The organism is Streptomyces globisporus C-1027, from assembly GCF_000261345.2.
Lineage (GTDB): Bacteria > Actinomycetota > Actinomycetes > Streptomycetales > Streptomycetaceae > Streptomyces > Streptomyces pakalii.
The window spans coordinates 7,289,703-7,302,797 of the sequence record NZ_CP013738.1 but is presented as its reverse complement, the minus strand read 5'-3'; the positions used below and the strand labels follow the sequence as shown (position 1 = coordinate 7,302,797).

The following is a 13,095-nucleotide window of genomic DNA, read 5'->3' as shown; positions in this document are numbered from 1 at the left end:
GCAGGCGCGGCCGGGTGAGCGCCGGGCCGTCCGGTACGGCCGTCCCGTCCCGCTCCTGTGCGTGGACGCCCTGGCCCCGGCCGTGACGTTCGCCCTGGTGGTCCCGGTCGCGTGGCCCTGGCTGCTGATGGCCGTCCAGGCGGTGGCGCAGGTACTGCTGTTCGCCTGGCGCGGCCTGTACCGGATGCGGTTGTCCCCCTCGGTCCTGTCCGATCTGCCCGCGCTCCTCGGCCTCACCCTCCTCCAGTGGTACGTGACGATGGAGGTGCTGGACGCCTGGGCCCCGCAGCAGGGATTCGGCTGGACGGTGCTGGCGTACGGGGCCGGTACGCAGACCGCGCTGACCTGCGCCGGGCGCGCGGCGGCCCACCGGGCGCGGCGGCGGGCCGCCGTGCGCCGCCCGCAGTCGACCCTGGTCGTGGGCCAGGGGCCGACGGCCCGTCAGGTGACGGCCACGCTGTACGACCACCCGGCGTACGGACTGCGACCGGTCGGCCTGGTCGCCGCCCCGGCTGACGGTGACGAGCAGCAGGTGACGGGGTCCGACGCCGTGCCGCTGCCGGTCCTGTCCTCGCCCCAGGAGGTGGGGCGGGCCGTGGTGCAGAACAGTGTGCGGCACGCGGTGTTCACGGCCCCGCCCGAGGCCACCCCGGACGGCGCCGCCCTCTTCACCCTCCTCACCGGGCACGGCTGCCGGGTGTGGCTGATCACCGGGCCCGGCGCCGTCGCGGGGACCCCGGCGGGCGGCCGGCCCGACCATCTGTGGGGGTTCATCGCGCAGCCGTTGCGCGACGGGACCGACCGTCCCGTCGGGCACGGGGTGAAGCGGGCGATGGACGCCGTCCTGGCCGCGGTCGGGCTGGTGCTGGCGGCCCCGGTGATGGCGGTCTGCGCCCTGGCCGTGCGGCTCTCCGACGGGCCGGGCGTGATCTTCCGGCAGGAGCGCGTCGGCCGGCACGGACGCCCCTTCGTCCTGCTGAAGTTCCGTACGCTGCGCCCCGCCGACGTCCAGGAGTCGGCCACCCGCTGGAACGTCGCGTCCGACGGGCGCATGAGCCGGGTCGGCCGCATGCTGCGCCGGACGTCCCTCGACGAGCTGCCGCAGCTGTGGAACGTCCTGCGCGGCGATATGAGCATGGTCGGCCCGCGCCCCGAACGCCCCTTCTTCGTAACGCAGTTCAGCCGCGCCCACCCCGGCTACCAGGCCCGCCACCGGATGCCCGTGGGCATCACGGGGCTTGCCCAGGTGAACGGGTTGCGCGGTGACACCTCGATCGAGGAGCGGGCCCGCTTCGACAACCACTACATCGAGACCTGGTCGCTGTGGCAGGACGCGTGCGTGCTGGCGCGGACGGCGGGTTCCCTGTTCCGGCTCGGAGGCAGCTGATCATGACCGCTGTCCTGACCCCGCCCGTGCCGTCACCGGCGGCCGAGCCGCGCGCCGCCGCCGGCTCCCCCTGGGCCGCCTGGCGCGGCCGTTGGCCGCTGCTGCCGCTGGTCGCGACCGTCCTGCTGCCCGCCCTCCCGTACGGGACGTCCGGCGGGGGCGGGCCGGCCGATGTGGCCTCGGGGATCGCGGTACTGGTGTGCGTGGGGCGGCTGCTGTATCTGCGGCAGCGGCCGCTGAGCGCCACCGCCGCGCTGGTCCTGGGCCTGCCCGCGGTGGGCTTCGCGGTGGCCACGGTCACGGCGGCGGACCCGGCGGCCGCCCTGCCGGGGCTCGTGCGCTACCTCCAGGTCTTCGTCCTGGTGCCGACCGCGGTGTTCCTGCTGCTCAGGGACGCGTACGGATTCCGGATCGTCGCCGGTTCGCTGGTCCTCCTGGCGGTCGTCCAGGGCGTCACGGGCGTCCATCAGTACGTCACCGGGACCGGGGCCTCGTACATGGGCGAGGACGTCCGGGCGGTCGGCACCTTCGGGCCCAGCGACGTCATGGGGATGGCGACCATCGTCGCCTACGGGCTGCTCGCCGCTGCGGCCTGCGCCCTGCGCACGCCCAGGAGCGCCCCGGCCTGGCTGCGGCCGTGCGCCGCCGTCCTCGCCGTCGTACTGATCGTGCCGCTGACGCTGTCGTTCAGCCGGGGCGTGTGGATCGCCACGGCCGCCGCGGTGCTCGTCGCCCTGGCGCTGAGCGGTCGGCGCCAGGCGCTCACCTCGCTGGCCGTGCTGGGCGCGGCGGGCGTGGTGCTGGTCGGCGGGTTCGGCGTCGGCTCCGAGATGATCGCGGACCGGGCCGCGAGCGTGACCCAGGTGACCAGCACCCCGGACCGGTCGGTCAGCGACCGGTACGCGATGTGGAGCGCGGCGGGCGCGATGTGGCGCGAGCAGCCGGCCGCCGGGGTCGGCCTCAAGGGCTTCCCCGGCCACCGCGACGGGCACGCCTCGATCGGGCTCTCGTCGGGCAGCGACACCGCCGGGGCGGGCCAGCAGTTCCGCCGGCAGGCCCTCCTCTCCCCGCACAACATGTATCTCCTCGTCCTAGGCGAGCAGGGCCTCATCGGACTGACCGCGCTGGTCGGGAGCTGGGCGGCGATCCTGGTCGGCGCGATCCGCCGGCTGTGGCTCGCCCGCTCGCGCGCGAACGCGGCCCTGGACTGCGGTCTGGTGGCGGTCGCCCTGATCACCTGGCAGAGCGTCAACTTCCTGTACGCGGACATCGGCGGTCCCACCACGGTGCTCGGAGGTGTCGTGCTGGGGCTGGCCGCCTGGTGGGCGCTGGCCGAGCCGGACCGGGTGAGCGCCGCATGAACGAGACCGGTACGGGCACGGAGGCCGAGGCGCGTCCGGCGGACGCGGCGGCGGGCCCTTCGCTGCTCCCGGCGCCGGGGTCAGGACCGGAAGGGCCCCGATCCGCCGGCGGCTCACCCGAGACGGCGAGCGGCGAGGCGCCCCGGCTCGGGGCCTTCCTCGCCCGGGCGGCGGCGGGCACGGCGGTGCTGACCGTGCTGGCGGCCGTCCTCGGCCTGGTGCGGGACCAGGCCATCGCCCGGTACTTCGGAGCGAGCGACGCGAGCGACGCGTTCCTGATCGCCTGGACCGTGCCCGAGATGGCGGCGACGCTGCTGATCGAGGACGGGATGGCGCTCCTCCTCGTCCCGGCGTTCAGCCTCGCCCTCACCCGTCGCGCCTCGGGTGAGGCCGAGGGAGGCGCCGACCCCGTCCGGGAACTCGTGGCGGCCACGCTCCCCCGGCTGTTCCTGCTGCTCTCCGGCGGGGCGGCGCTGCTGATCGCGGGCGCGCCGTGGGTCGTGGGCGTGCTCGCCCCGGGGCTCGCCGACCCCCGTCTCGCGGTGGACTGCACCCGGCTGACCGCGGTCACCGTCCTCACCTTCGGGATCACCGGCTACTTCAGCGCCGCGCTGCGCGCGCACGGCAGCTTCCTGCCGCCCGCCGGGGTCTACGTCGCCTACAACCTCGGCATCATCGGGATGACGCTGGCCCTGCACACGGCGTGGGGGGTGCGGGCGGCCGCGGCGGGGGTCGCGGTAGGCAGTGCGCTGATGATCCTGACCCAACTGCCCGTGTTCCTGCGGCTGGTGCCGCTCGCCCGGCCACGGCTGCCCCGGTTCGGGCAGCTGGGGCGGCGGGCGGCGCGGAGTGCTCCGCTGCTGGGGTTCGCGGTGCTGGCCCCGGTGGTCGTGTTCGTGGTGAGCCGTCAGTCCCAGGTGCTGGTGGAGCGGTTCCTGGCCTCCACCCTGCCCGCCGGGGCGATCTCGCATCTGAACTACGCGCAGAAGGTCGCGCAGATGCCGATGGTGCTGTCGCTGATGATCTGCACGGTGACCTTCCCGGTCGTCGCGCAGGCCATGGCGGCCGGGGAGCACGAGAAGGCCCGGCGGCGGGTCGAACGGGATCTCGGTCTGGCCGGGATGGTGGTGCTGCTCGGCACGGCCGTCGTCCTCGGCTACGCGCCCCAGATCGTCGAAGTGCTCTTCCAGCGCGGCGCGTTCGACTCCGCCGACACCGCGTCCACCGCCCAGGTCATGCGGGTCTACGCCGTGGGCCTGCTGGGGCACTGCCTGGTCGGTGCGCTGAGCCGGCCGTTCTTCTCGTCCGGGCGGCCCACCTGGTTCCCGGCGTTCGCGATGGGGACCGGGCTGCTCGTCACGATGGGGGCCGGGTACGCGCTGACGTACCGCTTCGGCGTGGACGGCATCGCGACCGCCAACGCGATCGGGATCAGCTCCACGGCCCTGCTGCTCCTGATGGGCCTCGGCACCCGGGTGGTGCCGATCAGGGCCCGGGACGTGGCGCTCTCGCTGAGCCGGCTCGCCGGGGCGTCGCTGGCGTCGGGGGCGGCGGGCTGGGCGTGCGCCCCGCTCGTCCCCGATCCGGTGCTGAGCCTGGCCGCCGGGTGTCTCCTCGTCCCCGCCGTGTTCTTCCTGACCGGCCTCGCCCTGCGCTCGCCCGAGGTCGTCTCCCTGCTGGCACTCACCCGACGGAGGTTCCTTGATGGCCGCTGAATCCTCGGCACATCGCGCCGACGCTCGCTCGTCCCGGCTCCGCCCGCACACCCGCCGTCAGCCGTGGATCCTCACCTACCACTCGGTGACGGACCCCAGCGACGATCCGTACGGCATCACGGTGTCCCCCGAGCGGCTCGACGAGCAGCTGTCCTGGCTGCGCAGCCGGCGGCTGACGGGGGTGGGCGTGTCGGAGCTGCTGCGCACGGGGGCGTCGGAGCGGCGCGGCCTGGTCGGCCTGACCTTCGACGACGGGTACGCGGACTTCCTCGACGAGGCGCTGCCGGTGCTGCGCAAGCACGGTTTCCGGGCGACGGTGTACGTCCTGCCGGGCCGGCCCGGCGGGGTCAACGAGTGGGATCCGCTGGGCCCGCGCAAGCCACTGCTCACCCACGAGGGCGTCCGGCGGGTCGCCGCCGCGGGCATGGAGGTCGGCTCGCACGGCCTGTACCACCGGGACCTGACCGGGCTGTCGGACGAGGAGCTGCGCCGGGAGACCCGCGACAGCCGGGAGCTGATCGGTGACCTCACGGGCTCGCTCCCGGAGGGCTTCTGCTATCCGTACGGCATCCTCGACCGCCGGGTGACCCAGGCGGCGCGTTCGGCGGGTTACGGCCACGCGTGTGCGCTGATCCCCGGTCCGCTGCTCAGCCGGTTCGCCCTGCCCCGTACCCACATCAGCCAGGCGGACCGGGGGGTGCGGCTGTGGGCGAAGGACCTGCGGCACGGGCTGCGGCAGGTGGCGCATCCCGGTGCGGGCGCGCGGACCGCGGCGCCGGTGCGGGCGGGCGGCCCCCGGTGAGGGCGCTGCACGTCATCACCGGGCTCGGGGTCGGCGGCGCCGAGCGGCAGTTGCGGCTGCTGCTGCGCCATCTGCCGGTGGAATGCGATGTGGTGACCCTCACCAACCCGGGGGCGGTGGCCGAGGAGCTGCGGGCCGACGGGATCCGGGTGACGCACCTCGGGATGCGCGGCAACCGGGACCTGTCGGCCGTCGGACGCCTCGCCCGGCTCATCCGGGACGGCCGCTACGACCTGGTCCACACGCATCTCTACCGCGCCTGTGTGTACGGCAGGATCGCGGCGCGCCTCGCGGGGACGCGGGCCACCGTCGCGACCGAGCACTCCCTGGGACGGGCCGAGATCGAGGGCCGGCCGCTCACCCGGTCCATCCGGGCCCTCTACCTCTCCACCGAACGCCTCGGCGCGGCGACCGTCGCCGTCTCCTCCACCGTGGCCGGACGGCTGCGGGACTGGGGGGTGCCCGCCGAGCGGATCAGGCTGGTGCCCAACGGCATCGACGCGGACCGGTTCCGCTTCGACGCGCGGCGGCGGGCGGAGGTCCGGGGCGCGCTGGAGATCCCCGAGGACGCGTTCGTGGTCGGCGGGGTCGGCCGGCTGGTGCCGGGCAAGCGGTTCGACGTGCTGATCCGCGCGGTCGCCGCCCTGCCGGAGGCCCGGTTGCTGCTCGCCGGCGACGGGCCCGAGGCCGGGGCGCTGCGGGCGCTCGCGCTGCGCCTCGGGGCGGTGGACCGGATCCGGTTCCTCGGGGAGTGCGACGAGGACGGGGAAGGGCCGGTCCCGGGTGTTCCGGCGCTGCTGAGCGCCCTGGACGTCTTCGTGTCCACGTCCCGCGAGGAGTCCTTCGGGCTGGCCGCCGTGGAGGCGCTCGCCGCCGGACTCCCCGTGCTCCACGACGCCTGCCCCGCCATCGACGACCTGCCCGCCGCCCACGCCCCGGAGGCGATCCGGATCGCCGGGAGCCCCGAGGAGCTGACGGCCCGGCTGCGGCAGCGGATACAGGCCGGTCCGGATCGCCGGCCGCCGCCCCGGGCCGTCGGCCACTACGACATCCGGCGCAGCAGCGAGCGCCTGATGGACGTGTACGCGTACGCCCTCGACACCGCCCCACCGAACCGGAGAGCCCTCTCATGACCGACTCACCCGAGCAGCAGCGACACGTCGTCGTCCGTCGGCTGCGCACCGCCCTCACCCGGCTGCCGCACTGGTGGCCTCTGCCCGTCAGCGTGCTGATCGGCACCGCGTCCGGGCTCTCGTACGGGGCGTTCGCCACCCCGCAGTACGAGGCGACCAGCTATGCGATGGCGGTCGCGGAGGGGGAGACGGACCCCGCGGCGGCCCTGGGGTACGCCCAGTCCTACGGGCGGCTGACGACGAGCGACGCGACCCTCTCGTACGCGCAGGGCGCGGCGGGCGAGCCGGTGCGCGAACTGCGGTCCCACGTGACGTCGGAGACCTCCCCCGACTCGCCGATGATCTCCGTGACGGGCACCTCCTCGGACCGTCACAAGGCGGCCGACATCGCCAACGCGGTCATCGAGGCCGTCATCGTGAGCAGCGGCCATGTCTCCAAGGACACCGGGGTCAAGCTGATCAAGTTCACCCATGCGATGACACCGGACCAGCCGGTCTCGCCGTCGGTGCCGCTGGGTGCCGCGGTGGGGGCGGCGGCGGGCGGTCTGCTGGGCGGTCTCGTGCTGCTGGTGCGGCCGCGCCGGGAGGGCTGGAGCGTCTCGGCCCAGGTGCCCGGTCCGGCGGCCGGTGACACCGGTGTCGCCCAGGACGAGCGGGAGCTCGTCCGATGACGGCGCACCGGCCGGGCGGCCTGGCCGTGACCCTGTGCCGGGACTTCCGGGAGTTCGGCGCGCTCGCCGGCGAGTGGGACGCGCTGCACCGCCGCTGTGCCACCCCCACCCCGTTCCAGAGCCACGCCTGGCTGCACTCGTGGTGGATCTCCTACGGCCAGGAGGGCCGGCTGCGGGTGCTGCTGGTCCGCCGGGCGGGCCGGCTGATCGGGGCGGCCCCGCTGATGCTGGTGCACCGTCCGATGCCGCTGCTCGTCCCGATGGGCGGAGCCGTCTCCGACTTCTTCGACATCCTCCTGGATCAGGAGGAGGCCGGGTACGCGGTGGGGGCGCTGGGGCGCGGTCTGGACCGGGCGGCCCGGCACACCGTGGTGGACCTGCGGGAGGTCCGTCCTGACGCGTCGGCGCAGTTGCTGTTCGGGCGGTGGCCGGGGGCCCGGAGCAGGCTCACGGACTCGACGTGCATGGAGCTGCCGGCCGAGCCGCTGGACGACCGCGTGGCGCGGCTGACGGGTTCACGCGGCCAGCGGCTGCGGTCCAAGCTGCGCAAGGTCGACGCCCTGGGCATCGAGGCGCACCGGATTCCGCAGGACGGGGTGCCCGCCGCGATCGGCACGCTGCTGCGGCTGCACGAGCGGCAGTGGGAGGGCCGGACGGTCAACCCCGAGCATCTGCGGGCACGGTTCTCGGACCATCTGATCCGGTCGGTGGGGCGGATGGTGGGGGACGGCACGGCAGCCATGACCGAGTTCCGGCTGAACGGCGAGGTGGTGGCGTCCAACCTGTCGTTGCAGTCCGGGCGGTTGACGGGCGGCTATCTGTACGGCTCGGATCCGGCGCTGCGCGAGAAGAAGGTCGATGTGTCGACGATGCTGCTGCGCGAGGTCGCCCAGCAGGCCTCGGACGGCGGGCGCACGGTGCTGAGCCTGCTGCGCGGCGCGGAGAGTTACAAGAACCACTGGGGGCCGGTGCCGGTGGTCAATCAGCGGCTGCTGCTGGCCCGGCCGGGTCTGGAGCCGCTGCTGCGGCTGCGCGAGTCGCAGGTGGCGGTGCGGGAGCGGGCGGTGGAGACCGTGAAGGCCCGGTTCCCGGCGGCGCGGGACTGGCACGAGCGGCTGTCGGGGCTGCCGGTGATCGGACGCTGACGCGCGGGGCGTACGCCGGACGGCGGCGTCGGAGATATCACCTATGAGCAGATCCGTTACCGTCCGGCGTCTTTCGCGTTGTCAGGGGGTGCGGTCCTCGTGTCCGCAGCACAACCCCCTTCTTTACAAGGAGTTCTCCATGTCTCGTATGACGAAGGTCGCCGCTGTCATGGCCGGTACCGGCGCCCTGATCGCCGGCGGCGCCGGCATGGCGTCCGCGGACGCCGGTGCGCAGGGCCTCGCGGCCGGTTCCCCCGGCGTCGGTTCGGGCAACGCCGTCCAGGTTCCCGTGCACGTCCCGGTGAACGTCTGCGGCAACACGATCAACGTGATCGGCCTGCTGAACCCGACCTTCGGGAACACCTGCGCCAACGTCGACGGCGGCCACGACAACGGCGGCGACTACGGCTACGGCCGCTGATCCGCTGTATTTCCGGAACGGCCGGTTCCCTCCGCTCGGAGGGGGCCGGCCGTTCCTCCGTCCGCCCTAGGCGTAGCGGTAGATCTTGCTGTGGTCGAGGAGTTTCCTCGGGGTCACCCTCCAGGGCGGCATCGCGTCGTCGAGGCCGAAGACGTAGTCGCGATCCGGGCCCGGTGAGGCGGGTTTGCGGCCCGGCCGGTAGGCGGACTTGGGATGGGCCTTGCGCCAGCGGTCCCAGATCAGGTCGATGAAGGAGTGGTGGAGCCAGAACACCGGGTCCTCGGGGGAGGCCGCGCCCGCCATGGGCCCGCCGACCCACTGGTGGACCCGGTTGTGCAGGCCGACCGTGCGGACGCCCCGGATGCCCCATCCCTCGACGCGGTTGCGGAAGCCCTCGGTGCAGACGCTGTTCCAGGGCGCGGTGTCGTAGACGGGGTCCTTGAGGGCCCGCGCCAGGTCGTTCTTGGTGGGCAGGGAGACCGGGTCGCTGCCCGGCCTGCCGAAGTTGCGGGTGAGGTAGTGCTCGTCGGTGACGCCCCTGCCGACGCTCCAGTTTCCCGCCGCGTAGGCGAACGGGCCGGTGGTGACCCGGCGGTCGCCGGACCTGCCGTTGCCGCCGAGGAAGTCCTCCGCCCAGAGCGAGGAGGTCGGCCTGTTGTCCTGGGTCCAGTCCCAGTAGGGGACGCTGACACCGGCGTCGACGCGCTGGAGCGCCTTCTCGAACTCCAGCAGGTACTGGCGGTGCCAGGGGAAGAACGAGGACGTCATGTGCGCCGGGCGCGGCCGGCGTTCGGTGTCCATGACGTAGTACTCCCGGTGCATGACGACGAAGTCGTCGTAGCGGCCCGAGCGCTTCAGTTTCAGGATCGCGTCGATGAGCCGGCGCTTCTCGGTGCGCGTGAGGTCGCGCTGGTTCTTGCGGGTGTACACCGGTGCTGGTCCTCCTGGTTCACATGTGGTGCGCGGCGGGCGGTGCGAGTCGGGCGGTGCCGAGTTCGTCGACGGCGGCACGGGCCGTCTCCAGCAGCGTCGGATACGACTCGTAGTGCCGGACGTCGCTCAGATAGGTGCCGTCCGCCCGCCTCATGACGTGCAGCGGCCTGCCGTCGATACGGATCTCGGTGACCGGTTCGGCGGCGACCGCGACCCGGTCGTCGGCCGGGGCGCCCGCGGGGACGACGGTCGCCGTCCCCCGGATCTCCCGGCCCCGGTACATCTCGGCGAACTCCTCCGACGTGGCCCGGGATCCGGGGCCCGGCGCCGGTGCGGGCCGGGCCGTGGCGGCCGGGTCGCGCTCGAGCAGCGGGAACAGGGCGCCGGCGGTGCCCGTGACCACGGCGGCGGTGAAGGCTCCGCGCAGGACGGTCCGGCGGGAGGGAATGCGGGTGCCGCCCGGTTTCGCGGGGGTGGGGCTCATGAGATGACGACCTGCCTCTCGTTAACTCGTCCGAGGTGCTTCTGATGGCGATGTTGACAACGAGGCGGTGGCGAAACAGTTCTCGTGCGTGCGGCGTACGGCGCACACGCGGTGGTGGCGTTCCGGCAAACGCGTGAGGGTGCGGGGCGATCGGCGGCGGCGGGCCGCGTCGCGGCGGCTCCCGTGGCCTGCTGACCGGAACATGGCCTGGCGAACCGTGGAGGTGGTGGGCATGACCGTTCCGTATCAGCCGTCCGGGGACCGTGTGCTGCGCGCGGCGGACGTCGATCTGGCCGACCCGGCGTTCTGGCGGCTGCCGCGCCCCGAGCGGCTCGGGGCCTTCGCGCTGCTGCGGGAGCTGGAAGCGCCGGTGCTGTTCACACCCCGGCCCGGTACCGCGCGTACCGCCGGAAAGCCGTTCTACGCGCTGGTACGCCATGCCGATGTGCGGACCGCGAGCCGTACGCCCGGGGTGTTCGCCAGCGCTCCCGGGGTGACCACTCCGGAGCCGGCCGGCTGGGCGAAGGCGCTGTTCGGGAACTCGATGGTCAACATGGACGGGTCCGAGCACGCGGCGCTGCGCCGGATCATCTCGCGACGGTTCACGCCGCGGCTGCTGGCGGGCGTCGAGGAGAACGTCGGACGGCTCGCCGGACGGCTGGTGGACGAGCTGATCGCCGAGCGGCCCCGGGACTTCGTGCCGTCGGCGGCCTCGCGGCTGCCGCTGGAGGTGATCTGCGACCTGATGGGCATCCCGAAGGCGTACCGGGCGCGGATCTCCGAGCAGATCGACCAGGCGTCGGAGCATGTCGGCGTCGAGCGGCGGGGCCGGGCCCGGATCCGGATCCCCGGTCGGGGGCTGGCGTCGCTGGCCCGCATGCAGTGGGGCATGGGACGGCTCGCCGCGGAGCGCCGCCGTCGTCCCGGGGACGACCTCGTCTCGGCGCTCGTGTGTGCGGACATCGACGGTGAGGCGCTGTCGGGGCGGCAGTTGGGGGCCTTCTTCTCACTGCTGCTGGTGGCCGGGGTGGAGACCACGCGCAACGCCATCGCGCACGGGCTGTTCCTGCTCGACCGGAATCCGGAGCAGCGGGAACTGCTGCGGTCCGACTTCGACCGGTACATCGGCGGAGCCGTCGACGAGATCGTGCGGCATTCGACTCCGATCATCCAGTTCCGCAGAACGGTCACCGAAGAATGCGCACTGGGCGGCCGCACATTCCTCCCGGGCGAGAAAGTCGCACTCATTTACGCCTCCGCCAATCGCGACGAGGCGGTTTTCACCCATCCGGATCGCTTCGACATCACCCGCTCACCCAATCCCCATCTGGGATACGGCGGCGGGGGCCCGCACCACTGCCTGGGCGCGCATCTGGCCCGCCTCGAAATGACGGCCCTGTTCCGGGAGCTGATCGACCGACGTCCCGTCATGCGGGATCTGGGCGACCCTGGACTCGTCGATTCGAATTTCGACAACCGCGTCGGCTCGCTGCCGTTCACGTTCGGCCCCACATTCACCTGAACGGCACGCCCGCAACGCCGAATACGATAAATGGACTCCCTCCGCATGCCGCCGGGGCATGATGATGAAACGCTCTCCCCACCGGGCCGAATCGACCGGAATTCATCACAGCCAGGAGGAGCAATGCCGGCAAAGCGCCGACTCTTCGTTTCCTGCATCGCGGCGCTTGCTCTCAGCCTCCTGGCGGGTGGCGGCATCGCGGGCCAGTCGCCACCGGGCACCGATTCCGTCGACGGTGCGGCCCCCGGCGGGCCGCGGGCGGGGAGCAGTACGGCACACGGGGCTTATCTGGACTACGGGCCCGCCGGGGTCAGCAGGATGGCCGAGTTCTCGCGCTGGCTGGGCGGGGCGGAGCTGCGGGTGGGGCACACGTATCTGCCGGGCGACCTGTGGGTGAACATCGAGGGCTCCCCCGATTTCCTCGACTCCTGGGCGGAGTGGAGACGGGCGGACCCGGACCGGATGTTCGTCCTGAACGTGCCGATGCTGGAGCGCAACGAGGAGCGGGTCCCGGACGGCGAGGTCCGCACCCTGCTCCAGGCGGGTGCGGCGGGCGACTACGACCAGCACTTCACCCGGCTCGCGGAGCGCCTGGTGGAGCTGGGCGTGCCGGACACCGTGATCGTGCTCGGCTGGGAGATGAACGGCACGACGTACACACACCGGTGCGGTCCCGATCCCACGTCCTGGAAGGCGTACTGGGAGCGGATCGTCACGGCGATGCGCGCGGTGCCCGGTCAGGAGTTCCGCTTCGACTTCACGCCGAGCCGGGGGCGGGACGCGGTGCCGTGGACCGATTGCTACCCGGGCGACGGCGTCGTCGACATCATCGGGATGGACTCCTACGACCAGCCTCCCGGTGAGACCTTCGACGACCAGATCACCGACCCGTACGGGCTCCAGAAGCACGTCGACTTCGCCGCGGAGCGCGGCAAGCCGATCTCGTTCCCGGAGTGGGGGCTCTTCCGCAACGGCGACAACCCCGAGTACATGCGGCGGATGCTGGAGTGGATCGACCGGCACGAGCCGCTCTACCAGACGGTCACGGACTACTGCCCGCACGGTGTCTGGCAGTGCGGGAGCAATCCGCGGTCCTCGCAGGTGTTCCGGACGATGATGACCGAGATGGCCGCGCCCGCCGAGCCCTCCCCCAGCCCGACACCGACGCCGACACCGACGCCCACCCCCACTCCGGCGGACCCGAGTCCGTCTCCGACCGTCCCGCCGTCCGTCCAGCCCTCCCCGCCGGTGTCCCCCTCGCCCACCTCGCCGGGGGCCGGTACTCCGCCCGGCCGCAGGTGGTGCGTCACCCTGCCGTCCGCCGAGTGGCTGGGGCCGTGGCTGCCGGAGCGCGAGATCTGCTTCCGCTACTGACCCCGGGCATGGAAACGGCTCCGGCCCCCGGTCGGGGGCCGGAGCACTTCACCCACACGGGTCCAGCGCGGGGGCAGGGGGACGAGCAACCGCTTGTCACCCCACCAACGCGGGCACGTCCCGCCGCGTCACGCCGCCGAACGAGGG

12 protein-coding genes are annotated in these 13,095 nt (G+C 73.3%); 10 read left to right on the top strand and 2 right to left on the bottom strand.

Annotated features, from left to right (window positions below; genetic code table 11):
- The first annotated feature begins 61 nt into the window (after positions 1 to 61).
- From WQO_RS32235 to WQO_RS32200, 8 genes are all read left to right on the top strand, one after another.
- Entirely contained in the window at positions 62 to 1,387 is a 1,326-nt protein-coding gene (locus WQO_RS32235) for a sugar transferase (RefSeq protein WP_010059096.1), read from the top strand.
- A gap of 2 nt (positions 1,388 to 1,389) precedes the next feature.
- The gene (locus WQO_RS32230; protein ID WP_010059095.1) at positions 1,390 to 2,748 is read left to right on the top strand and encodes an O-antigen ligase family protein; all 1,359 of its coding nucleotides are present in this window, start codon (positions 1,390 to 1,392) and stop codon (positions 2,746 to 2,748) included.
- The gene (gene murJ, locus WQO_RS32225) at positions 2,745 to 4,463 is read left to right on the top strand and encodes a murein biosynthesis integral membrane protein MurJ (protein WP_010059094.1); all 1,719 of its coding nucleotides are present in this window, start codon (positions 2,745 to 2,747) and stop codon (positions 4,461 to 4,463) included. Before WQO_RS32230 ends, murJ begins: the two co-directional genes overlap by 4 nt.
- Positions 4,453 to 5,265, top strand: coding sequence for a polysaccharide deacetylase family protein (locus tag WQO_RS32220; protein ID WP_010059093.1), 813 nt, complete (start codon positions 4,453 to 4,455; stop codon positions 5,263 to 5,265). The genes murJ and WQO_RS32220 overlap by 11 nt, the downstream gene beginning before the upstream one ends.
- Complete coding sequence (locus WQO_RS32215) at positions 5,262 to 6,398, top strand: glycosyltransferase (protein ID WP_010059091.1); 1,137 nt, start codon at positions 5,262 to 5,264, stop codon at positions 6,396 to 6,398. The genes WQO_RS32220 and WQO_RS32215 overlap by 4 nt, the downstream gene beginning before the upstream one ends.
- Positions 6,395 to 7,069, top strand: coding sequence for a YveK family protein (locus tag WQO_RS32210; RefSeq protein ID WP_010059090.1), 675 nt, complete (start codon positions 6,395 to 6,397; stop codon positions 7,067 to 7,069). The genes WQO_RS32215 and WQO_RS32210 overlap by 4 nt, the downstream gene beginning before the upstream one ends.
- On the top strand, positions 7,066 to 8,214 hold the full coding sequence (locus WQO_RS32205) for a GNAT family N-acetyltransferase (RefSeq protein WP_010059089.1): 1,149 nt from the start codon (positions 7,066 to 7,068) through the stop codon (positions 8,212 to 8,214). Before WQO_RS32210 ends, WQO_RS32205 begins: the two co-directional genes overlap by 4 nt.
- A gap of 139 nt (positions 8,215 to 8,353) precedes the next feature.
- Positions 8,354 to 8,635 carry a chaplin gene (locus WQO_RS32200; protein ID WP_029182147.1) on the top strand — a complete coding sequence of 94 codons (282 nt, stop codon included), beginning with the start codon at positions 8,354 to 8,356 and terminating at the stop codon, positions 8,633 to 8,635.
- Positions 8,636 to 8,701: 66 nt separating this feature from the next.
- Here WQO_RS32200 and WQO_RS32195 read toward each other — a convergent pair whose 3' ends face one another.
- Positions 8,702 to 9,565, bottom strand: a complete 864-nt coding sequence (locus WQO_RS32195; protein ID WP_010059087.1) for a tyrosinase family protein — start codon at positions 9,563 to 9,565, stop codon at positions 8,702 to 8,704.
- Positions 9,566 to 9,584: 19 nt separating this feature from the next.
- Entirely contained in the window at positions 9,585 to 10,052 is a 468-nt protein-coding gene (locus tag WQO_RS32190) for a tyrosinase family oxidase copper chaperone (protein ID WP_010059086.1), read from the bottom strand.
- A 232-nt stretch (positions 10,053 to 10,284) separates the two neighbouring features.
- Between WQO_RS32190 and WQO_RS32185 the strand changes: the two genes are divergently transcribed.
- Positions 10,285 to 11,574 (top strand): cytochrome P450, encoded by a 1,290-nt coding sequence (locus tag WQO_RS32185; protein ID WP_058954226.1) that lies wholly within the window; start codon positions 10,285 to 10,287, stop codon positions 11,572 to 11,574.
- Between the two features lie 123 nt (positions 11,575 to 11,697).
- Positions 11,698 to 12,948, top strand: coding sequence for a glycoside hydrolase family 26 protein (locus WQO_RS32180; RefSeq protein ID WP_029182146.1), 1,251 nt, complete (start codon positions 11,698 to 11,700; stop codon positions 12,946 to 12,948).
- The last annotated feature ends 147 nt before the right edge of the window (positions 12,949 to 13,095 follow it).